This window comes from Flavihumibacter cheonanensis (assembly GCF_022352215.1).
GTDB classification, from domain to species: Bacteria; Bacteroidota; Bacteroidia; order Chitinophagales; family Chitinophagaceae; genus Flavihumibacter; species Flavihumibacter cheonanensis.
Genome location: NZ_JAKRWF010000002.1, coordinates 970,623 through 993,315, shown reverse-complemented (window position 1 = coordinate 993,315; position 22,693 = coordinate 970,623). Strand labels below are relative to the sequence as shown.

Annotated in this window: 17 protein-coding genes; 7 read left to right on the top strand and 10 right to left on the bottom strand. The window is 43.7% G+C overall.

Annotation, left to right across the window (positions count from 1 at the left end; translation table 11 throughout):
• Positions 1 to 21: 21 nt before the first annotated feature.
• The 6 genes from MD536_RS13615 to MD536_RS13590 all read right to left on the bottom strand — a co-directional run bounded on the left by MD536_RS13615 (position 22) and on the right by MD536_RS13590 (position 8,327).
• On the bottom strand, positions 22 to 1,293 hold the full coding sequence (locus tag MD536_RS13615; RefSeq protein ID WP_239601011.1) for a vanadium-dependent haloperoxidase: 1,272 nt from the start codon (positions 1,291 to 1,293) through the stop codon (positions 22 to 24).
• Positions 1,294 to 1,374: 81 nt separating this feature from the next.
• Positions 1,375 to 2,232, bottom strand: a complete 858-nt coding sequence (locus tag MD536_RS13610) for an alpha/beta fold hydrolase (protein ID WP_239601010.1) — start codon at positions 2,230 to 2,232, stop codon at positions 1,375 to 1,377.
• 29 nt (positions 2,233 to 2,261) lie between these two features.
• Complete coding sequence (locus tag MD536_RS13605; RefSeq protein WP_239601008.1) at positions 2,262 to 2,909, bottom strand: response regulator; 648 nt, start codon at positions 2,907 to 2,909, stop codon at positions 2,262 to 2,264.
• 55 nt (positions 2,910 to 2,964) lie between these two features.
• Positions 2,965 to 6,024, bottom strand: a complete 3,060-nt coding sequence (locus MD536_RS13600) for a ligand-binding sensor domain-containing protein (protein WP_239601006.1) — start codon at positions 6,022 to 6,024, stop codon at positions 2,965 to 2,967.
• Positions 6,025 to 6,097: 73 nt separating this feature from the next.
• A complete protein-coding gene (bcp, locus tag MD536_RS13595; protein ID WP_239601000.1) occupies positions 6,098 to 6,562 on the bottom strand; it encodes a thioredoxin-dependent thiol peroxidase in 465 nt (154 codons plus the stop codon).
• A gap of 64 nt (positions 6,563 to 6,626) precedes the next feature.
• Entirely contained in the window at positions 6,627 to 8,327 is a 1,701-nt protein-coding gene (locus MD536_RS13590) for a M23 family metallopeptidase (protein WP_239600998.1), read from the bottom strand.
• Positions 8,328 to 8,576: 249 nt separating this feature from the next.
• Between MD536_RS13590 and MD536_RS13585 the strand changes: the two genes are divergently transcribed.
• From MD536_RS13585 to MD536_RS13560, 6 genes are all read left to right on the top strand, one after another.
• Complete coding sequence (locus tag MD536_RS13585) at positions 8,577 to 8,792, top strand: hypothetical protein (protein ID WP_234866855.1); 216 nt, start codon at positions 8,577 to 8,579, stop codon at positions 8,790 to 8,792.
• Positions 8,793 to 8,951: 159 nt separating this feature from the next.
• Entirely contained in the window at positions 8,952 to 11,777 is a 2,826-nt protein-coding gene (carB, locus tag MD536_RS13580; RefSeq protein WP_239600991.1) for a carbamoyl-phosphate synthase large subunit, read from the top strand.
• Positions 11,778 to 12,008: 231 nt separating this feature from the next.
• Positions 12,009 to 12,647 carry an NAD(P)H-dependent oxidoreductase gene (locus MD536_RS13575; protein WP_239600983.1) on the top strand — a complete coding sequence of 213 codons (639 nt, stop codon included), beginning with the start codon at positions 12,009 to 12,011 and terminating at the stop codon, positions 12,645 to 12,647.
• Between the two features lie 76 nt (positions 12,648 to 12,723).
• Positions 12,724 to 14,820 (top strand): ComEC/Rec2 family competence protein, encoded by a 2,097-nt coding sequence (locus MD536_RS13570; protein WP_239600982.1) that lies wholly within the window; start codon positions 12,724 to 12,726, stop codon positions 14,818 to 14,820.
• A gap of 71 nt (positions 14,821 to 14,891) precedes the next feature.
• Complete coding sequence (gene purH / locus MD536_RS13565; protein WP_239600976.1) at positions 14,892 to 16,424, top strand: bifunctional phosphoribosylaminoimidazolecarboxamide formyltransferase/IMP cyclohydrolase; 1,533 nt, start codon at positions 14,892 to 14,894, stop codon at positions 16,422 to 16,424.
• 18 nt (positions 16,425 to 16,442) lie between these two features.
• The gene (locus MD536_RS13560) at positions 16,443 to 17,405 is read left to right on the top strand and encodes a DMT family transporter (protein WP_239600974.1); all 963 of its coding nucleotides are present in this window, start codon (positions 16,443 to 16,445) and stop codon (positions 17,403 to 17,405) included.
• Here the strand turns inward: MD536_RS13560 and MD536_RS13555 are convergent.
• From MD536_RS13555 to MD536_RS13545, 3 genes are read right to left on the bottom strand one after another with little or no spacing between them, the layout of a single operon-like run.
• Entirely contained in the window at positions 17,384 to 18,709 is a 1,326-nt protein-coding gene (locus tag MD536_RS13555; RefSeq protein WP_239600973.1) for a DUF7033 domain-containing protein, read from the bottom strand. The two genes, MD536_RS13560 and MD536_RS13555, sit on opposite strands and share 22 nt — an antisense overlap.
• A 4-nt stretch (positions 18,710 to 18,713) precedes the next feature.
• Complete coding sequence (locus MD536_RS13550; RefSeq protein WP_239600972.1) at positions 18,714 to 20,096, bottom strand: LutB/LldF family L-lactate oxidation iron-sulfur protein; 1,383 nt, start codon at positions 20,094 to 20,096, stop codon at positions 18,714 to 18,716.
• On the bottom strand, positions 20,093 to 20,680 hold the full coding sequence (locus MD536_RS13545) for a DUF3109 family protein (protein WP_239600964.1): 588 nt from the start codon (positions 20,678 to 20,680) through the stop codon (positions 20,093 to 20,095). The genes MD536_RS13550 and MD536_RS13545 overlap by 4 nt, the downstream gene beginning before the upstream one ends.
• A 68-nt stretch (positions 20,681 to 20,748) precedes the next feature.
• On the opposite strand from MD536_RS13545, the gene MD536_RS13540 reads away from it, so the two are divergent.
• Positions 20,749 to 22,014 carry a serine hydrolase domain-containing protein gene (locus MD536_RS13540; protein ID WP_239600962.1) on the top strand — a complete coding sequence of 422 codons (1,266 nt, stop codon included), beginning with the start codon at positions 20,749 to 20,751 and terminating at the stop codon, positions 22,012 to 22,014.
• On the opposite strand, the gene gldD is transcribed toward MD536_RS13540, so the two are convergent.
• On the bottom strand, positions 22,011 to 22,691 hold the full coding sequence (gene gldD, locus MD536_RS13535) for a gliding motility lipoprotein GldD (RefSeq protein ID WP_239600960.1): 681 nt from the start codon (positions 22,689 to 22,691) through the stop codon (positions 22,011 to 22,013). The two genes, MD536_RS13540 and gldD, sit on opposite strands and share 4 nt — an antisense overlap.
• Positions 22,692 to 22,693 lie beyond the last annotated feature (2 nt).

Genomic DNA, 22,693 nt, shown 5'->3' with positions numbered 1-22,693 from the left:
GTTTTAGTGATTAACAATGTTTCATAATGGAAGCAAATGGTTGTTGACCACATAGTCTCCTATCTTATTTCCCATTTCCTGGCCTGCATCACAGGCAAAACGGAAATGAATTCCGGCACTTACTCTTGAATCTGCATTTTCATCAGCAGCCGCCAGGAAACTAACAAAAGTCTTAACCAAACCTTCAGGACCGGTAGTCGAAGTCATACTAAAGCCGGTGTTTTTGCCTAGTAACTTGGTGAGTACGGTAGCACCAGCATTTCCAAGTACACTATGGGTAGAAGGGTAATCCTGAACCGGAGGTGTCGGCATCAGTGGATCCCAGGTCAAATCTACGACAGTTTCTGTATTTCCATCCTGACCCGCATTCCGGATAGCAGTGTAGGGTCTCCATAAATTATAATGAAACTTGGAATCCCAACCTGCAGTATAAGAATCAGCCAGCGCCATATTAACCAGTGCCATGACTCTGGCGGATTCAATAAGTCCCAATTTTTTCTCAGCTATCGCTACCCTGGCCACCCTGTTCCATCCCATCTCTGAAAATTCGTACCAGAATTGTGCCTGCTCAGTTTGTTCAGCGGTACGAATAGTACTTTGTAACTGTCCGCGTAATTGAACCTCCTTAAATGCCTCCGTATACTCATCGCTGTTTAAAGCAGGTGGAGGAACGGAGCGAAACTGGTCCTGCTTCTGCAATCCGAATAATTTCATTGTTTTCCAATGGGGGGCAAAAATGAAATTGAAAGGCGGAACCAACTGATAAACTCCAGCTGAAGAAGACGGCTCTATCGGGGCGATAGGATCCTGAAAAGCACCATCATCTGCCCGAATTTGAAGCATGGCTGCTGCTGCCGCCTTACCTAATGCGATTCCATTTGTTTTAGCATCCGTATCCGGAACCTGCTGAATAGATACATTCAAAATAGAATCAAGTGCGCTTTGTTTATCCGGGAAATTACCAACCAAAACTTCATGAGCTGCAACAGCGGCTGCTACAGTTGGATCCGCTTTTTCATTTTTCCCAAAATAAGCATAGGATCTATAGGTAGGTCTTGCCGCATTGATAGCATCATGCATAGCCAGGTGCACCATGGCACCAATTCTTGATGCAAGCAGGGAATGCTGATAAGAAGGACCACCCATGGCTATTACAATTGCTTCATTCCAATCAAGGATAACTTGGTTGGAGTAAGGGTCTTTAATTACTTCCGGCGCATCGTGCCGGTTACAGGAAGAAATCGCTATGGCGCCTATTGCGATAACGACCATAAATTGTTTCAACTTTTTCATACGTGATGGTTTAAAAATTAAGACACAAAGCTGCGTTTTCCATCCTCCTTTATCAATCCCCAATCACGTGAAATCCCTACCCTATTCCGGTGAAGTCCTGATAAGTTCAAGGAATGCAAGCATATCTCCAGCAACCTGACCTGGTCTTTCCCAATGAACTGCGTGACCGGTTTTTTCATAACGCATCAAATAGGCATTTGGGAATGCTTTCAATAATCTGTCCTGATCGTCTTTCAGGGTCTGTTGATCCGCTTCTCCCCAAATTAGTAACACCGGTTTTTGATACCTGATTAAGGATGTTTCGTAAGACGCATTTACTAAGCCTTTCAGGGTTTCTCTCCATACTACTGCGTTGAGTTTTTTACTCTCTGATATCACCGTTTTCATAAATGCTGCCGGAAGTTTGCGAGCAAGAGTACTAAGTTGAAAATCGCGAATAAAATCCGGATCAACCGGATCCTTCAGTGCTTGCGTTGCTTTGAGTAAATCTGGTATAAATTCCTTGTCCTCAAAAGATGCAAATGCTGCCAACAATATTAATGAAGATGTTCGCTCTGGATATTGCAATGCCATTCTCATGGCAACACTGGCACCCATTGAATGGCCGACAACAACAACTTTATCCAGGTGTTGCTGATTCATAAAATAAATGATGTCTTCAACCATCTCGTCCTGAGAATATCCTTTTTCAGGCTTTGGTGAATTACCATGACCACGCAAACTCACTGCAATACAGTGAAATTCATCAGGCAACTCATTAATCAGCCTATAAAATGAAAACCAGGAATCGGAATATCCGTGCAAGAACAATACTTTAACCGGATTACCTTTTCCTTTTTCGTAAAAATCCAGTTTAACTGGAAGAGAAGCGTGTTGGGCATGCAAATTCTGGCCCATGGTTGCAAACAGGAGCAACCAGCAGAAAACTACTGATTTCATGTTGATAAGATTTAAGTATGAAAAAAAAGTTACACGATTCGTTGATTGATTGCCTTTGCCACCATTTCGGTTAGAGAAGCGACATGGAGTTTTTCGTATATTTTTTTCACATGTGAGCGAACTGTTTCGTAGCTGATATTTAATTCTGCTGCGATCATTTTATAACTCAGCCCATTTACAAGACAGGACAGTACATCTTTTTCTCTGGCAGTCAGATGGTAATCAGGTGCCTGATCAGGCCGAACATGTTGTGGTATGGATTGTAGTTTGGTCAGTACTTTCCGGGCTATTGAAGGCGACATGGGAGAACCTCCAAATTGAAGCTCCCTGATAGCATCTACCAATTTTGTATTCAATTGATTTTTCAGGATATAACCAGAAGCCCCTGCACAAATGCTATCAAAAACCCGATCATCGTCTTCAAATACCGTTTGCATAAGAACCTGGATATTTGGAAATTCCTGCTTAAGCTTTATCAGGGCCGCTATGCCGGTCATGCCAGGCATTTCAATATCCATTAACACCACATCCGGTTTGGATTCTTTTACATCATCTACACAGTCCAATACATGACAATAAGCGCCAACGACCTGAAAATCCGGAACAGTTTCCAATAACATTTTAATACTCTCCCGAATATTTTTATTATCGTCAAATATCGAAATGCGTAGACTCATTGTTGGTGTGTTCTTACAAATTTAAAAAAGCAAAATTTGCCTGCCTATCCCCAAATCAGGTGAATGTAAACCATAAAATAAGGGTAGTTCCCTTTCCCGGTTCAGATTGGATTGTTATTTCACCGTTTAGTTCACGTGCCCTGTTTTTCATATTATTCAAACCATTACCAGACAACGATACCCTGTTGGAACTTCCAACTGTACCCTGATCAAAACCTTTTCCATCATCCCTGATTTCCATCACGACCTTATTACCGTTTCGTTTGATTTCTATTTCCAGGTTGGATGCTTCACTGTATTTAACCGCATTATTCACAGCTTCTTTGAAGATTAAATAGAGATTTTTTCGTTGTTCCATTGACAACAGAACTGTTTTCAATTCCGGCTGGGAATGCAATCCAAAGGAAATACCTGCCGATTTTAATAAGGGCCGCGCAAAGGAATCCATCCGCTGAAGAATTTTTTCCATCGTGTCGTTTCGTGGATTTATAGCCCAAACAATATCATTCATATCTGATATCATTTCTCCGGAAATACGACCAATCCTCAGAAGGGTATCCTCCAGTTCCCACTCTTTATTTTGTTCTTTATAAATTTTAGCAACCTGGCTATAAACAGATATACTACTTAAAGTGGATCCCAGGTTATCATGTAAATCCTGCGCAATCCGGTTCCGAATAGCCTGCCTTTTCAATAATTCGTTTATACGATAGCGGTATATTGAATATATTACTGAACCTGCAACAACCGCCAGCAAGAAATAAAACCACCATCGTTGCCAATAAGGAGGAATGAGGTTTAACTCGATTACCGTGGCGTTATTTTTCCAGATACCCGGGATCGTGGATGAACGAACCATAAACTGATATTGACCAGGAGGTAGTTGCTGGTAGGCAGTTTTCAAATTCGTTCCTGCGTCCATCCAGCCGGGATCTATGCCCACTAATTGATATTGATAATACACTTGCTGTTGGTACCAGGGCGCAGAGTAATGAAGTGTGATATAATTCTGGTGATGCTTTAGTCGGATCCTTTTTTCTCTTTGGAATAAATGATAAATAGATGAATCAAAAACGCTGAAATCTGTCAGCAGAACGGTTGGATGCATTACTGGCTGCTGCAGAGAATCCGGATGCAATCGAATAAAAAAATCAGTCCCCCCCATAAGCAAATAGCCGCTTGAATCAATTTTCAACCGGCCTGTTAGCTGACCATTATAAACCCCCAGCATATTTTCAAAAGATCGAACCTGGTCCGATTCCGGATCATAGGCGAAAAGTTCCCCGTTTCCAATCATCCAAACACGTTGTTTGGCATCAATGCAAATCGTTTCCAGCAAATTTGGACTGTTTCTAATGTGCCGGAAAGTTTGTGTACCTGGCTTAAAACAATTTAGTCCGCCTCCGTAGGTAGCCACCCAAATATTTCCTGATTCATCAGCTACTACATCATTCACATGATTGTTTGAAAGTGAGTTGGAAAGCTCCGGGTTATTTATGTAATAACGGAAGGACTTTTTACTTCGATCCCAATAGCCCAATCCCTGTTTTGTACTTGCCAGCCAGATAGTACCATTTTTATCCTTATAGATCTTATGAATGAGATTGTCTGCAATATTAAAGCGCTGAATTATTTTTTTTCCGGTATCACCCCTACTAATCCATACGCCATCTTTAAAATTGTAATAAGTAATAAAATGACCATAAGGAGAAACGAGTAGTGCGGGCTTATTGTCAATTGAATCTTCTTCAATAGAAACGACCCTGGAAGCGATCAATTTTTTCATTACCATATCCTTTTCTGTTCCTGCTAAAGGAACCAGGCTGTTTGCACGAGACTTCCAGGTAAATAAACTTATATCAGTTCCGATATAAACTATACCATTCACTGATTTATACAATGCAGTTATAGCAGGTTGTTTCTGGTTCCATTTGGCAGGAACAACCTTTAGTGAATTATTGCTCCATTCGAATAAACCGTTCTCTGAAGCAATCCATATTCGGTTGTCAGAAATTGGCAGAAAATCATACACCTGACCAATTGTACTTCCAGAATGGGCAGGTAGTTTAATGGGTGTAAGTCTGGATTTATCTGCCTGTGTATATAGACTGATCCCTTCAGAGGTCCCAATCCAAATATTGTTTAATGGATCCTTATATAAACAATGGATAGTATTGGATGCCAGGTCGGAATCGGTATTCTTTACTGAAGTCCATTTCCCTGATTTTGTATCATAAATAAGCAATCCTGATTTTTTGGTTCCTACCCAAAGCGAATGCGGACCCTGATTCACAAAACAGGTTGCTTCATCTGCTTCATCCAGTTGTTTTAATGGCATAACGACTGGTTTATTCAATAAATCACCAGCACTACCCTTATAAATCGTAGGATCCCAGGAGGCCATCCATACATTCAATTCAGTATCCGTATAGATACTGGTAACCGTTACATGGGGCAGTTTTTTATATGGATTTATATATTCGGGATCATACCATATTTGAAGTGATTTTGGATCCAATTTAAAAAACCCTCCACCCTGTGTGCCGGCCCAGATCAGCCGGTTTTGGTCATAAGAAATATCAGTAATGGTTGATCGAAGCGGACTGTTTATCCTGGTAAACTTTTCCTTGCTGATATCAAACTGAACAATTCCGGCACCACTGGTCGCCAACCAGATTTTACCACTGGTATCGTATAAAACGGCATTGATCGTATTGACTGGAATTGAACTGCTGTCTCCAGGTAAATGACGAAAATTTTTGAATCGATGAGAGGGTTCAGCATTACGGTCATACCGGCATAATCCCCCATCTCCTGTTGCAATCCAAAGCCTTCCATCTTTATCTTCACACAGATCCTGGATGATATTACCACCAATACTCTGTTTATTCCCTGGTTCATGCTGAAAAATAGTAAAGGCATTACCATCGAACCGATTGAGTCCGTCGTCGGTACCTACCCAGGTAAAACCCAGTTGGTCCTGAAGAATACAATTTACCCTATTATTCGATAAGCCATGTTCTATGCGTATTGTTCTGAACCGAAAGGCAGTATGCTGCCCATACGCTTGCATGAAAAGCAGCCATAAAACAGGTGGAAGCAGAAAACGTGACATTCTAAACTGACACTAGACAGTACAAAGTAATCAAATAATGCCAGTTCGGATGCTCCCCAAAAACGGGGATCTGTCAGCTTTTATAAAAAGCAAGAATTTCCTCTGCGTGCTGCTTGCTTTTGGGTTTCAGATACACTTTTTCAATGATCCCTTCTTCGTTGATTAGAAAGGTAGTTCTGTGCAGCCCCATATATTTACGACCATACAATTGTTTCTCCCCCCATACTCCATACTTCTCAATGATGGAATGTTTTGTATCTGCTATCAGAGGAAAGGGCAATTGATGACGTTCTTCAAATTTTTTATGACTGCTAACTTCATCCGGTGAAACCCCGATCACCTGGATTCCATTTGCCTGGAGGATGTTGTAATTATCCCGCAGATTGCAGGCTTGCACTGTGCAGGTTGGTGTCATATCCTGCGGATAAAAATAAAGGGCTACTTTTTTTCCTTTAAAATCAGCAAGTTTTACTGTTTTCCCATTCTGATCTTTTCCACTAAATGCCGGCGCCTTAACACCCGCCTCCAATTTATTCATAGAGTACTTTTTGTATCCTTTCCTCCCTCTTCCATTCCTCCATCTTCCATTCCTCCCTTCTTCCCTACCTCCTTATCCTCCACTTCTCTTCCCTTTCATTACCCGCTTCATCAACTGCTACGATTCTTAGTTCATGGTCACCAGGAGGACAATGTTCATCGAACACGTAAATAAAGTTTTTTCCTTTGTCGTTTGTAAATCTGATCCACTTCCCATCCAGTTCTGTTCTCAACACTTTCCATTTCCCAAAATTGTCGTTAACGGTAAAAACAACACGCGATGCCGCCGAAAGGTTGGCTCCATCTTTGAATCCGACAGGGATAATTTCAGGTGCCGTGGTATCAAGAACTAATTGAAAGGATCCAAATTCACGGAATCCGGCAAGCGCCCAATCTTCTTCCCAGCTAACTTTCTGAACCTCCTTGCGGGTGCCGGAAATTCGTTGCATGATTACTTTCGATTTATGAAAATCCGTAAGAGATTCGGTCAACCGGATCCGCACCATCATGGCATCCTGCAGCGGAATGGAAGGAGTTCCAATCGTATGGATGGAAGAAACCACACCAGATCCCATTGCAGGTTGTTTTCTGTGAACCAGGCTGACAGAATCATACAGGGTTCTTTCCCCAATGATAAACTCACATTCCTCCGACTCGAAGATATCTACCATCATTGGGTAAAAGCGTTTACCTGGCAATACCTGTCCGGGTGCATGAACTCCATTGAATTTTACCGGCACTTTAACCCTGCTTGCATTTCCATAGGCATCTTTTACCACGATTGATAATTCATGAACCAGCCCATCTGATAAATCCACCACTCCATCACCATTAAACCGGGTATAAACCGAATTGATATAACCCGGCAATTCGCTCATATGCTGCAGGTAAGGGCCACCCCCCTGTTTTGTTTTATAATCGATATGCGCATTCAGGTAACGGGTGGCATCATAGCTGATCTGATCCATCCGGAAACCAACTACCGGTTGTTGTTCATCAAAGAGTACTGCTTCAAAAACACCATTGAGGTTGGAAGAACCGGTATGCGTGTCATAGGTAGTTAGTGCCAGACTTACTTTGGGTGTGCTAACCGTTTGTAAGACCGTACTGTATTCTCCATTGCCCTTGTTAACTACTGGTACAAGCCTGGGCGATTGTTCATAGACCGATTTGGTTCTATCGTAGATAGCTACCCGAAGAATAGTGGGCTTGGTCTGGTCTGCCAACGGAAAACCAAACAACATCGGATTCAGATTGACTTCATCAGAAGTTCGTCTGATCTCAAAATGCAGATGTGGTGCCTGTGATCCTCCGGTATTACCGCTGTATGCCAGCAACTGGCCTTTTTTGACAGGAAACCTTTCGGCAGGAACTTCATCGTTCAGATACCAGGATTCTTTCCTGTATTGCAACTCTTTCACCCAATTTTCCAATTCCGGAAAAAAATCATTCAGGTGACAATAAACCGTTGTATACCCATTTGGATGATTCACATAGATGGCTCTTCCGAATCCGCCAGGTTCTACTTTGATCCGACTGATATAGCCCTCCGCCGAAGCAAACACTTTCAGGTTTTCACGGCGTTCCGTTTTAAGGTCAAGCCCCATGTGATAATGATTGGGACGGAGCTCACCGAAATTTCCACTCAGGCTGATGGGGATGGAAAGTGGATTACTGAAATAAGCTTTTGGATAATCCGGACTGGACGGAAACTGGGCCCGGACCAAACTGCTAAGAAAAAGGGCCATCAGGGTAAGTCGAATCATCGGCTTTTTTTTGTTGAAGCTGCAAAGATAAGCAGGGAAGGGGGGAATGGAAGAGGGGAAAATGGAGGAATGGAAGAGGGAGGAATGGAACGTAGAAATTTTTTAGTTGTTTAAACAACTTGTTAAATTAAAATAAATGATAGGTTTAGGTATGGCTTTTGCAAACATGGAACAGCGTTTGTTGTTATTTGTGTGTCTAAACAAGGAGGCTTGACTGGCAGCAATTTTTTAAAGGTTAAATAGAATGGTATGAAAAGATTCCAACAAAAAGCAGTAGTGATGGTGGTAATGGTAGTGGGATCCCTGATCGGGGCTTTTAAAGGTCAGGAGGCCCGCCAGAAATGGATGTTCAGAATCCTGAGTAAACAGGAAGAAAAGCAATCCCGTGCAATCCGCAAAGCGGAAGTACGCAAAGGGAAGGTTTTGCTGGATGACATCGAGATGGCAGCATATCACAACAGTTAATGCACCTCTTCCACATAAAGCAGGCCTTCACTACGGTGAGGGCCTTTTTTTATGCCTATTCAGGGCTGCGCCCGCCGGAGTTTGTGATGGAGCGTGAAAATTAATCAGGGAAAATTGCTTCCCGGACCGTACTTTTGCGCAATTTATTTTTCCGCAACCATGCCAAAAGACAATTCCATCAAATCTGTTCTGATCATCGGTTCAGGACCCATTATCATCGGACAAGCCTGCGAATTCGATTATTCCGGAACCCAGGCTGCACGTAGTTTACGCGAAGAAGGGATTAAGGTAATCCTGATCAACAGCAATCCGGCTACGATCATGACCGATCCCATGATGGCCGACCGGGTGTATCTTCTCCCTTTGACAGTAGAAAGTATTGAACAGATCCTGGAAGAAAACCAGATTGATGCAGTATTACCTACCATGGGTGGACAAACCGCGCTCAACCTGGCCAAGGAAGCAGAGGACCTCGGAGTTTGGGAAAAATATGGCGTACAACTGATTGGTGTAGACATCAAAGCCATTGATAAAGCCGAAGACCGTGAAAAATTCCGCCAATGGATGATTCAACTCGGAGTACCGGTAGCTACCGCCAAAACAGCCAACAGTTTCCTGGAAGGAAAAGAATTTGCCCAGCAGATTGGTTTCCCCCTGGTAATTCGCCCCTCCTTTACCCTGGGTGGAACCGGCGGTGGTTTCGTGCATGATAAAGAAGACCTGGATGAAGCCCTAAACCGTGGATTGCAAGCCTCCCCTATTCATGAAGTACTGGTTGAACAGGCCGTACTGGGATGGAAAGAATTTGAACTCGAACTGCTCAGAGATGCCAATGACAATGTGGTAATCATATGTACCGTAGAGAACTTCGATCCTATGGGCGTGCATACCGGGGATTCTATCACAGTTGCTCCTGCAATGACACTCTCCGATACAGCCTTCCAGTTAATGCGTAATACCGCCATCAATATGATGCGCGATCTGGGTAATTTTGCCGGAGGTTGTAACGTTCAGTTCGCATTGAACCCCGCCACAGAAGAAATTATCGCTATTGAAATCAACCCCCGCGTAAGTCGCTCCTCCGCACTTGCTTCAAAAGCAACCGGATACCCGATCGCAAAAATTGCTGCCAAACTGGCCATCGGATATACACTGGATGAATTGGAAAACCAGATCACTAAAAGTACCTCCGCCTACTTCGAGCCTGCATTGGATTATGTAATTGTGAAAATCCCACGCTGGAATTTCGACAAATTCAAAGGTGCCAATGATACCCTTGGATTGCAAATGAAAAGTGTAGGGGAAGTGATGGGTATCGGCCGGAGCTTCACGGAAGCCGTACAGAAAGCCTGTCAGAGCCTGGAAAATAATGCAGTAGGACTTGGCTATTATGGAAAAAGCCAGATGCATGCGGAAGAATTAATCGAATACATTAAAACACCGAAATGGGATCGCATTTTCCGGATCAAAGATGCCCTGATGCTCGGTGTTAGTATCAATACCATCTCGAAAGTTACAAATGGTATTGATCGCTGGTTCCTCTATGAGATCCAGAAGATCGTGAACCTGGAAAAAGAAATCGCCAAATACAAACTGGCCACCCTACCCATAGACCTGCTTCGTGAAGCAAAACTCCACGGATTCAGCGACGAACAAATATGCCGCATCATGCAGGATGGTCATGAGGATGATCTATACACTAAACGCAAAGAAGCCGGAATCCGCAGGGTGTATAAAATGGTTGATACCTGCTCCGCGGAGTTTGAAGCAAAAACACCCTATTTCTATTCCACTTTTGAAGAAGGTGGCGAAAACGAAAGTAAGGTTACCGATAAGAAAAAGATTGTGGTACTCGGCTCTGGTCCCAATAGAATTGGACAGGGTATCGAATTTGACTACTGCTGTGTACACGGGTTACTTGCTATCAAGGAATCCGGTTACGAAGCCATCATGGTTAACTGCAACCCGGAAACTGTTTCAACTGATTTTGATATCGCAGATAAACTATATTTCGAACCAGTTTTCTGGGAACATCTCTGGGAAATCATCGAACATGAGCAGCCCGAAGGAGTGATCGTTCAATTAGGTGGACAAACAGCACTCAAACTTGCACAACGGTTGAATGAAAAAGGAATCCGCATCATCGGGACCTCCTTTGATAACATGGATATCGCAGAAGACCGCGGCCGCTTCAGCGATATGCTGAAAGAACTGGGTATTCCTTATCCGGATTATGGTACAGCATACGATGTGGATGAAGCTGTAGAAGTGGCGAATCGAGTTGGCTATCCTGTGCTGGTGCGCCCCTCCTATGTATTAGGCGGACAAAGAATGCGGATTGTAATCAATGACGAAGAAGTGGAAAAGGCAGTAGTAAGCCTATTGAAGCATATACCTGGTAACAAAATCCTGATCGACCATTTCCTGGATCGCTGCCAGGAAGCGGAAGTGGATGCCATTTTTGACGGGGAGAATTTCCATGTAATGGGTGTTATGGAGCATATTGAACCGGCTGGTATCCATTCGGGAGACTCCAATGCGGTGCTGCCAGCTTTCAATCTGACCCCGCTGGAGGTAACCACCATGGAATATTATTCGGAGAAAATTGCAAGAGCATTAAATATTAAAGGACTGATCAATATTCAGTTCGCCATTAAGGACGGAAAAGTGTACGTGATTGAAGCAAACCCACGCGCTTCCCGTACTACTCCCTTCATCGCGAAAGCCTATCAGATTCCTTACCTGAATATCGCTACCAAAGTAATGATAGGCGTGAATAAACTCACTGATTTCAAATTCGAGAAAAAACTGAAAGGATTTGCAATCAAGGAGCCCGTGTTCAGTTTCAACAAATTCCCGGGCGTGAATAAAGAACTCGGTCCGGAAATGAAAAGTACCGGTGAAGCCATCCGATTTGTAAAAGATCTTCGCGATCCCTATTTCCGGCAGTTGTACAAAGACCGCTCGATGTACCTCAGCAAATAAGATCCTTTACTCATTTTATTCAATCCCCTGCGCCAACCCGCCCAGGGGATTTTTTTATTCCCTCTTCCGCCGTAGCGGATGGCACCTAACCGAGGGAACTGCGCCAAAGCAGATGCCACCCGACCGGTGGGCCCGCCACGGCGGATGGGGGACTGCAATCTTGGCAGCAACTCAGTCTTTGGAACGATGTTTGAACATTGTATATGCAATTAATAACACCAAACACATATTATGCATTACCTCGAACAGCTGAATTGGCGTTATGCCACCAAGCGATACAATGGAGAACCCGTACCGGAAACAAAACTTCAAAACATACTGGAAGCAATAAAACTGGCACCCAGTTCACTCGGACTTCAACCTTTTGAAGTGCTGGTAATTGAAGATCCGGAACTGAGAGAAAAACTTGCACCTGCTGCCTACAACCAGCCTGCCATCACTGAAAGCGGTGCCCTGCTTGTTTTCACAGCATGGAAAAACATTACCAATGCCCAGGTGGATGCCTATATAGATCGGATGGCCCGGATTCGTCAGGTTCCCGTCGAATCACTTGACGGATTTAAAAACATGATCCTCTCCAATACGCAGGGTAAATCAGCTGCGGACCTATTCCAGTGGAATGCACGCCAGGCTTATATCGCATTGGGGTATGCCACAGCGGCAGCCGCCCTTGAAAAAATTGACAGCACACCAATGGAAGGTTTTAATCCCGAGAAAATTAACGAAATCCTGGGGCTGGATGAAAAAGGCACGAGTGCCGTACTTCTCCTGGCGCTTGGTTTTCGGGATGAAGAAAAAGATCCACTTGCCAAACTTCCCAAAGTAAGACGTGAAGTAGGTGTGAGGGAATTGATATTCAACCTGAACTAAACAGGCAAACAATCAGGGTTAAAAAACCCTTGCAGGAAAACTTGATGGGCACTAGTTTTCAGTGAGATCAACAGCTATGCAAAAAGATGCAGCTCCCTGGTTGGCAGCCCCCTTTATCCGGCTGGTTCTACCCTTTTTAGGGGGTATCTGGTTGGGAGAAACGTTGTTGCCCCACAGGATCGTAATCAGCTCTACAATAGCCATCGTTTTCCTGTCAGGCTGTTTTCTACTCCACCAACTTATGCAAAAACAGTTGCAGGCATTCAACCTTTTATTCGGTTGTTGCCTGCAATTTTTTTTACTATCGCTGGGATGGACCAGCCTGTTGTTACATGATATCCGGTACTCCCCTAATTGGATCGGGCATCAGTTGAATCAGCAAATCCTCGTAGTGGCAGAACCAGAAGCGCTTCCGGCATTAGGAGCAAAATCCGCCCGCTTTACCATGCAGGTTAAATCTGTAATTACCAGGGACGGAATCAACCAGTACCGAAAAGGCCGTTTCCTGTTATACCTTCCAAAGGATCAATCCGGATACCTGCAACCTGGTTCAACATATCTCCTGCCAGCTGACCGGTTAAAAAAACTGATACCCAACCGAAATCCGGGAAGTTTTGATTTCGCTGTATACAACCATAAAAAAAACATTTTCCACCAGTTATACCTCGACAGCAGCCAACTGGTTGCATTTCCTTCCTCCTATGAAAACCGGTATCGCACCTGGTTGACAAGCGCACAACAAGTAGCGCTTGAAGCTATGGACACCTCCATTCCGGTTCCACATAATCAACTGGCAAAAGCACTGCTAATCGGTTACCGCGAAGAAGTAGACAAGGAACTGCTGGATACTTATTCCCAAACCGGGGTTGTGCATGTAATAGCCGTATCCGGCATGCACCTCGGTCTCATTTTTCTTATTCTCCAAAGAATTCTACTGTTCCCGGAGAGCAGATTTCCTTTTACCAAATGGATAAAATTCCTGCTGGTGGTTGTCTTTACCTGGTTTTTTGCAGCAGTAGCAGGCAGTGCCGGATCCATCATCCGTGCTGCTTCCATGTTTAGTTTCATTCTCTTTGCAAAACTGCTCCGCAAACCGGTGAATTCCTTTCAATCCATTTCCCTCACCGCTTTTATACTCCTGCTCATAGACCCTAACTGGCTCTGGGATGCCGGATTTTTGCTGTCCTTTGCAGCCCTTCTTAGTATTGTACTTTATCAAAAAAGTTTTTTTAACCTGGTAGCGGTTCAGAATCCCATCATGAATGCTGTCTGGGAATTAAGTGCCGTAACGATCGCTGCCCAAATCCTGACCATTCCAATCTGCATCCTGCTGTTTCACCAGCTACCAGTCTATTTCCTTCCTGCCAACCTGATGGCAGTACCCTTATCCAGCATGGCCCTTATTGGTACCCTGGCACTCTGGATGACAGCAGCCATCGGATTTACAATACCCTTCCTTGGTACTCTTACAGGTTATTTTATTCATTGGATGAACCTTGGAATTGAGCTGATCAGTCGCTTACCGGGCGCCCTGATCCATGATATCAACTGGACCCATGGCCAGGTTACGTTCGCTTATGTTTTGCTCGTAATGATGACAGGCTGGTTGAAATCACGCCAGCCGCGTTTAATCTTTCTTTCTCTGGTATCGCTCACAGGATTTCTTTCACTCGGTCTTGTCCAGAAATGGAACCAGGAGAAACAGGAACTTATACTACTACATCATCTGCCAGGTAAATCTATCCTTACGATAATCAGCGGAACAACAGCTCATTTTTTCCTGAACCGATTTTCACCCCCAAGACACAAAACTTTGGACGATACCCGCAGACACCTTGGAATTGAAACAAGTCATTACACTACTGCCAGCATAATAAACTTTGAAAATCAGCTACTCGCCCTGCCGCGAAACAATGGAGAACTGGCACAGTACCTACTGCTGGACCCGGATTATCTCCTGCTTAACAGACAGATCAGTTCCATAAAGTCACTTTTGAATAAATCCCCGAAAGGAACAATCCTATTAATTGACGGATCTATTCCTGAATCGCGGGCAGCCCAATGGCATACAGCACTCACCAGGGCCGGGTACCGGGTCCATTCAACCTGGCAGGAAGGTGCTTTTTGTCAATCAGTTTCAACCATTCTTCCTAATCCCATACCGGAAAAATGAATTCGAAACCGTAGCTTTGCGCCTTCTATCGAAGTTTTGCTTGCCCATCTTTTAACTGATAATTCCTTGGTATGAACAAGAAGATCCAGTCTGCATTGATTTCCGTTTTTTACAAAGACGGCTTAGAACCCCTGGTTCAACTCCTGCACGAACAGGGAGTAACCATTTATTCAACCGGTGGCACCCAGCAATTCATAGAAAAACTGAATCTTCCCTGTGTTCCTGTGGAGTCTGTTACTTCCTACCCTTCAATCTTAGGCGGACGGGTAAAAACCCTACACCCTAAAGTATTCGGAGGAATTCTGGGTCGCAGAGCAAATGAGCAGGATCTGAGCGAAATGAAAGAATTTGAAATTCCGGAACTGGACCTTGTTATCGTAGATCTCTATCCCTTCGAAGAAACCGTAGCCAATACAAGCGATGAGCAGGCCATTATTGAAAAAATCGATGTTGGTGGTCCGTCTATGATCAGAGCAGCTGCGAAAAATCATAAGGATGTGGTAGTGATTGCTTCTAAACAGGATTACAGTTTGCTGGAAAACATGTTAAGAGATCAGAACGGCAGCACTACGCTTGAACAACGCAAACATTTCGCGGCAAAGGCTTTTGAAGTATGTGCTCATTATGATGTGGCCATCTCACAATATTTCACACCTAAACAGGATAATTATTTCCTGGCTTCCATACCCTCACCCAAAATCATGCGATATGGTGAAAACCCGCATCAACAGGGTATTTTCTATGGCCAGCTGGATACTCTTTTTACCCAGCTCAATGGTAAAGAACTTTCCTATAACAACCTGGTAGACGTAGATGCCGCGGTACAACTGATCCGTGAGTTTGATGCTAACAGAAATGCACAACCGGAGTATACATTTGCGATCATCAAACATACCAATGTATGTGGTATCGCTGCAAGAGCATCGGTTAAACAGGCATGGGATGCAGCACTGGCAGGAGACCCGGAAAGCGCTTTTGGGGGCGTGTTGGTATGCAATGGTACTATCGACAGTTCTACAGCAAATGCCATCAATGAAATCTTCTTTGAAGTATTAATTGCTCCAAATTTTGAACCTGCTGCTTTAGACATACTGAAATCCAAGAAAAACAGAATTCTACTGCAGCAAAAACAATCCGTGAGTAGTTTGTACCAATATAAATCCATGCTGAACGGAGTACTGGTTCAACAGCAGGATGAAGGCAATTACGAAAAATGGGAAGAAGCCGGTGGTCGCCCTTCTACCGATGCTGAAAGAGCTGATCTTGAATTTGCCAACCTTGTTTGCAAACATCTGAAGAGCAATGCTATTGCCCTCGTGAAAAACAAGCAACTGATAGGTAAAGGATGCGGACAAACCAGCCGGATTGATGCACTGCGACAGGCTATTGAAAAATCAAAACAATTTGCTTTCGATCTGAAAGGTGCAGTACTGGCAAGTGATGCATTCTTCCCCTTCAATGATTGCGTTCAGATGGGTCATGAAGCCGGCATAGAAGCATTCATTCAGCCGGGTGGATCCATCCGTGATAAAGACTCTGTAGAGTATTGCCAGCAACACCAGCTCGCACTGGTGATGACAGGCATGCGTCATTTCAAACATTAAACGAAAAGCGAGGACTGTTTGGCAAAGCTGCTGGCCTCCATGAATCCATTGAGCCTCCGAAAAAGAGGGACACATGCCAAAGCATTACTTGCACTGGCTGCCGTTAGCTTTTTATGGGGTACAACCTGGGTTGGTTCCAAAGCAGGTGTTAAATATATGCCTGCTTTACAACTTGCCAGTATTCGTCAAATGCTTGGGGGAGCCCTCTATATCGGCTTCTTTATGGCCAAGGGCCGCGCTTTCCCCAGGGGAAAAGAATGGTGGCCCATCCTGACCTTGAGTTTTCTCAATTTCTTTCTCAGCAACAGCTTCTCCACCTGGGGAGTTAAATACATTTCCAGCGGATTAGGTGCCATCATCGGAGCAGTATTCCCACTCTGGCTGGTTGTAATTGCACTGATTGCGGGTAACTCAAAGCTGACAGCCAAATCAATCATTGGTTTCCTGCTTGGATTTGCAGGCATCTGCATCATCTTTTATGATCACCTGGCCGATTTTTTAAATCCTGAATTCAGGTTTGGTATTTTTTTATCGGTAATGGGTACCCTAAGCTGGGCCTTCGCCACTCTTTATACAAAAAAGCAGGTGCTGGGTTTTAATCCTTATTTCTCCATCGGTTTACAGATGATGATTTCAGGTATCGCCCTGTTCGGTGTAACCCGCATCACGGGTGAACATATTCCCATAACTGAAATACCGATGCCATCCTGGATAGCGATCCTTTATCTCGCAGTAGCAGGTTCCGTCCTGGCGTTTATGGCTTATCTATACGCTTTGCAGCACCTGCCTACAGAGCAGGTTTCTATTTACGCATATATTAATCCGATAGTTGCCCTTTTACTTGGCACCTGGTTGTTTGATGAAAAACTCAACGCCTATATTCTGATTGGCGGAGTTGTAGCATTGATTGGAGTTTACCTGGTTAACGAAGCCTTCCGGAAAAAACAACTTGTCTCTGATCAACCAACAGCATCCCAGTAAGCGTCCTCTTTCATGAATATTTCGTACAGATCGCGCCAACTGGCATATTTTGGATCGGATCCCAAATAATTATTGTGCCAGATTGTAATGAAAATTCCCTGTACTTTTTTTACCGCAACATAATACTTCATGAGTTCGGTATAAGCCTGCTGGGGAGTCAGCTTTTGTTCAAAAAATGCATTGACCTCCATAAAACAGAAGGGATACAAACGAAGTGCTGTGGTTGCATTGGTCTCCAGGTTAAACCAGTAAAAGGATGATGCGACAGAGGCTCTGAAACCATTGATTGTTCCATATCCCATGGAATAATCTTTTTGTATTCCTGAGTCCAGCAAACGTTGGTAACCACCTGGTAAAGTGAATTTGATAAAATGCTGGCGACTTTTTTCAATTGATATGTCGGAAACTGCTTCCAGCCATTCTTTCTCTTCCCTCAAAATGGAATTTCCATCTTCCACACTACTCTGCCAGGAAGGATGCAAACCGATTTTATAAACGGATGCATAATAATTGATCAGTTCCTGAAAAGGTTTATAAGAAGTTGAAATATTCTTGTCCAGTCCCACCTGCTTCTGCGCCACCAGGAAAAAATAAATTGGTTTAACCCGGCAATACAAATGAAGGGCATCAAGCCATTCATAGGCATCAAAAGGATCTTTCATTTTTCCTCTTAAAACCTTCCATCGTTCAATAGCCTGTTTAAAATCTCCATGTAAAAGAGATCGTGCTGTTCCTCCGATATTTCGCAGCCATCCTTTACCCCGATAGCTATACAGCATATCGATGTCGTAGGTGGGAATGAAACGATAACTTCTTCGTTTAAAAACTGCCTTCGGAAAGATTGCTGATAGCTCTTCTCTCCAGGCCATCAGCCATTCATTGATCAATGGGCGATCCAGGAATCCCTCCCTGAAAGCAAGTGAAGCCTTATGAGAAAATCGGCCGAATTCATCTTTTTCATGAGGCAGGTATTCTTCATATCGTGAGAGCAAATAAAAGATGGCAGCAAAAATATCAAAACTCAAACCAGCTTGTTGCCTGAAAAAGAAAACCGGCAGATTTTTCCATCGCCCCATCTTTATTTCCTGCACTGCAATGCCCGTTTCCCGGAGCAGTCCATGTGGACGAATCGTATGATAAACCCCTTCAAAATCCTGCTCACTGTAATTGATTCGAACTCCTTCAAAATGCAGAAAGGTATTCATGTCCTGGCAGATTACTGCCCTGTCCATCAGCATTTCCTCACTGATAAAATCAAGCACATAGGCGAGTCGGGGGGAAGGGTCAGGGCAATATACCAGCATATTATCAGTTAGCGGGGTGTTTATCGCGCCAGAGCTGGTTGAAGGATTTCTCCGGGAAATGCAGATTAGCCCTGTGTGTATTCCAACCCTTTACCATTCTGTTAACCACCCAGTCTTTCATGCCTGCCTTTCCTTTATTCATCCATTTCCGTTGCAGCATAGCAATTTTCCATCCTTTCCAGGCCATACGTTCTATAAAAGGACTATATCCATCCCGAACTGCTTCCGCCCTGTTTTCCAGCAGCAGTTCATGCAGATTGATCTTTACAGAACAAACTTCCGTGCAGTTGCCACATAAGGAGGATGCATGGCTCAGGTGTTTCCATTCGTTCAGGTCGCGCAAATGGGGTGTGATCACACTTCCAATGGGGCCGCTATAGGTGGTGCTATAGGTATGTCCGCCAACATTTTTGTAAACCGGGCAGGCATTCAAACAGGCACCGCAACGAATGCAATACAAACTCTCCCGGGTTTTGGGATTGGCAAGCAGATTGGTTCTACCATTATCGAGCAGAATAACGATCATTTCCTTCGGACCATCCATTTCACCTGGTTGTCTTGGACCAGTAATGATACTGTTATAAACAGTCAGCCACTGACCGGTTCCATAAGTTGCAAGCAGGGGCCAGAAAAGTCCCAGGTCCTGCATGGAGGGGATCATTTTTTCAATCCCTACCACCACAATATGTGTGGAAGGCCAGGCACAACTCAGGCGGGCATTCCCTTCATTTTCCGTAACCGCGACTCCTCCAATATCACTAATCAGAAAATTTGCGCCGGTTACACCTACTTCCGCCTGTATGTATTTTTCCCTAAGCCTTGCTCTTGCTTCGAGGGTTAATTGTTCCGGATTCAGTTTTGGATCGGTTCCCAGTTTTTCGGCAAATAATTTGGCTACATCTTCCTTGCTTTTATGCATGGCTGGAGTAACGATATGATAGGGAGATTCTCCATCCAGTTGCTGTATATATTCTCCCAGGTCGGTTTCAACACTTTCGATATGATGTTTCTCCAGGAACTCGTTTAACCGGATCTCTTCCGTAACCATGCTCTTGCTCTTGACAAGGGTTTTACAACCTTTTTCCTGGCAGATTTCAAGTATGGCTTCTCTTGCCTGGTCGGCGGTTTCCGCCCAGATCACTTTCCCACCCCGGGCAGTAAAATTGGCTTCAAAATTTTCGAGTTGCTGATCCAGGGTTTCGATGGCTCTCCATTTGATATTCTTGGCTCTTTCACGAGCCAGTTCGAGGTCACTGAATTGCTGCTTACCCAGGGGCACAACCGAATTGTACCGTCCAATATTAAAATTGATTTTACGGCGATGTTCCAGATCCGCCGCCTTAATGGTGCTTTTAGCCAGGAAACCTGATTTATAGTCTGTACTCATCCTGCCTGATTTTTACCGTGATACTGATGATAATAAGCATCCAGTCCCTCATAATATTCCTGCCCGTATTTGCGAATAAGGGCTTCTTTGAGGAACTGATAAACCGGAACTTTCAGTTTCTTTCCCAGTACACAGGCCGGTGCGCACAGGACTTCCCGTGGTTCATAATTAAGCATATCATACTCTTTGCCGGATTTGATCCGGATCGGGAAAAGGTGGCAACTGATGGGCTTTTTCCAATTAATCTTGCCATCATTATATGCCTGTTCGAATGCACATTTTAAAATGCCTTTATCATCGTGATAACCATAGGCGCAGATGCCACCATTAACAGCAGGAGTAACCCAACCGAATTCCTTATCATACTGGTAACGGCCAACCCGCTCAATTTCACGTAATCCATCGGGTGCGAGATAAGGTTTCACAATTTCATATACCTCATTAATGATATCCAATTCAGCTGTTTCAAGAGGAGCGCCAGTATCTCCATCTTCACAACACCCCCCTTTACATTTATTGAGATCGCAAACAAACTGTTCTTCCAGCACCTCATCACTAACCAGGGTATGTTCAATAACGATCATGCAGTGTATTTTGACAAAGTTAATTCTTCGAAAAATTAATAGTACCTTTTTTTAATAAATCAGCCAATATGAAACCGGTACTGCTATTACTGTCCATTCTATTGCAGACAATACTGCTTGCACAAACACCGCCAGCCAGCAAAACCAACAGTTTTGTTCCGGCAGCTGCCAACCGTATTGATCAGCTTATTCAACAATATGTCGATAATCAATGGATTGCCGGAGCTACTGCCATTGTTATAAAAGATGGTCAAATTGTATACCACAAAGCATTTGGCAGCAGTAATATTTCAACCAAAGAGAAAATGCGCACAGATCATATTTTCCGGATCGCATCTCAAACCAAGGCAATAACCAGTACGGCTGTGATGATCTTACTTGAAGAAGGAAAGCTATTACTGGATGAGCCGGTTGAAAAATACATTCCGGCATTCTCCAAAGTTGCCGTCCTGGATAAATTTAATAGTGCAGATTCCAGTTTTACCACCAAACCAGCCAAAGGGAAGATTACGATCCGGCACCTGCTAACACATACTTCCGGTATCGGCTATGCGCAGATCGGATCAGAAACCTATAATGCAATGGCAGCTAAAGCAGGAGTATTTGGTCAGATCGGTGTTCCTTTTCATTCGCTTGAAGAGCAGGTTAATAAAATCGCATCTATTCCGCTTGAACATCAGCCGGGAGAAAAATGGACTTATGGACTGAATACAGATGTGCTGGGCAGGCTCGTTGAAGTAGTAAGCAAACAATCACTGGCAGATTTTTTTCGTACCCGGATCTTTGAACCCCTGGGCATGAAAGATACCTGGTTTTATCTCCCATCCGATAAACAGAATCGATTAGTTGCATTACATGGTGAAGACTCGCTTAAAAAAGTTACCACTATGAAAGAGGAACTGGATGTCAATGGCACCAGCTTGGTTGTGAATTACCCGAATGTAAAGGGCAAATTATATTCTGGTGGAGGCGGATTGGTATCTACCGCTTATGATTATGCGCTTTTTATGCAGATGATGTTGAACAAAGGAAGCCTGAACGGGAAACGAATTCTTAGTCCGAATTCGGTAAAACTCATGACCAGCAACCAGATTGGGCATTTAAAGTCGGGTTATAATTCATTCGGACTCGGGTTTGGAATTACTTCGGCGAAGGAGTCATTAAAGCTGGGAGTATCCGAAGGCAGCTTCGACTGGGGTGGCGCATTCAGTTCATCTTACTGGATTGATCCTGAACAAAAAATAGTTGCGCAGTTATTTATCAACCAGTGGCCAAATAGTCATGGTGAGATTCATGAAAAATTCAAAGTATTGGTCTATAGTGCGCTTGATTAATTTTTCCAGCGAAGGGTATTAATCAGATGTTTCAGGTCTTCCCGGAGAAAATTATTGATTGGTCGAAGTGAATCCTCATTGGGGGCCGCATCAAAATACAGGGCTCCCCGCAGGAAATGACGACTGCTGTCAGTAAGTAAAAATTGGTTGGAAGTAGCTGTATTTCCGCCAATGCGAAAATAAATGCCGTTTATTCCACCCTGCGATACAAAGGCACTGTCTTCAATCGAACTTGCCTTATAGGAATGTTTATAGGATAGGGTGTACGAATCATTGAGCAACTTATCGAATGTATTAACTCCGAAAGAATCAACATATTCCCCTGATTTGTTTTGAACTTTGTACCTGGCTTTCCCTCCAATCTGGTTATAGCTGATATAAATTCTTCCATTTAAAGACGGAATATCGATGTTGATCCAATACGGATTTTCAGGTTGATCATCAAAATAGGTACTATCCTGAATAATAGTTGCATATTTCGGGTATTCGAAACTGTAAGGGAAACCGGGTTTTTCGAAAACCTGGTATTCATGCTCCGGAAGTGCGATTTTAAAATAACCACGGGGCTTAGGTGTAAAAGGACTGTTACAGGCAGAAATCAGCTGGAAGCCAATCAGAACCAGCAGTAATATAAAATAGGCAGTAATCTTACCAGGGAAGCGTTTGAATAAACTCATAC

Coding starts and splice junctions, on each gene's coding strand:
- MD536_RS13615 (WP_239601011.1), bottom strand. CDS start 1,293: ATGAAAAAGTTGAAACAATTTATGGTCGTTATCGCAATAGGCGCCATA.
- MD536_RS13610 (WP_239601010.1), bottom strand. CDS start 2,232: ATGAAATCAGTAGTTTTCTGCTGGTTGCTCCTGTTTGCAACCATGGGC.
- MD536_RS13605 (WP_239601008.1), bottom strand. CDS start 2,909: ATGAGTCTACGCATTTCGATATTTGACGATAATAAAAATATTCGGGAG.
- MD536_RS13600 (WP_239601006.1), bottom strand. CDS start 6,024: ATGTCACGTTTTCTGCTTCCACCTGTTTTATGGCTGCTTTTCATGCAA.
- bcp (WP_239601000.1), bottom strand. CDS start 6,562: ATGAATAAATTGGAGGCGGGTGTTAAGGCGCCGGCATTTAGTGGAAAA.
- MD536_RS13590 (WP_239600998.1), bottom strand. CDS start 8,327: ATGATTCGACTTACCCTGATGGCCCTTTTTCTTAGCAGTTTGGTCCGG.
- MD536_RS13585 (WP_234866855.1), top strand. CDS start 8,577: ATGAAAAGATTCCAACAAAAAGCAGTAGTGATGGTGGTAATGGTAGTG.
- carB (WP_239600991.1), top strand. CDS start 8,952: ATGCCAAAAGACAATTCCATCAAATCTGTTCTGATCATCGGTTCAGGA.
- MD536_RS13575 (WP_239600983.1), top strand. CDS start 12,009: ATGCATTACCTCGAACAGCTGAATTGGCGTTATGCCACCAAGCGATAC.
- MD536_RS13570 (WP_239600982.1), top strand. CDS start 12,724: ATGCAAAAAGATGCAGCTCCCTGGTTGGCAGCCCCCTTTATCCGGCTG.
- purH (WP_239600976.1), top strand. CDS start 14,892: ATGAACAAGAAGATCCAGTCTGCATTGATTTCCGTTTTTTACAAAGAC.
- MD536_RS13555 (WP_239600973.1), bottom strand. CDS start 18,709: ATGCTGGTATATTGCCCTGACCCTTCCCCCCGACTCGCCTATGTGCTT.
- MD536_RS13550 (WP_239600972.1), bottom strand. CDS start 20,096: ATGAGTACAGACTATAAATCAGGTTTCCTGGCTAAAAGCACCATTAAG.
- MD536_RS13545 (WP_239600964.1), bottom strand. CDS start 20,680: ATGATCGTTATTGAACATACCCTGGTTAGTGATGAGGTGCTGGAAGAA.
- MD536_RS13540 (WP_239600962.1), top strand. CDS start 20,749: ATGAAACCGGTACTGCTATTACTGTCCATTCTATTGCAGACAATACTG.
- gldD (WP_239600960.1), bottom strand. CDS start 22,691: ATGAGTTTATTCAAACGCTTCCCTGGTAAGATTACTGCCTATTTTATA.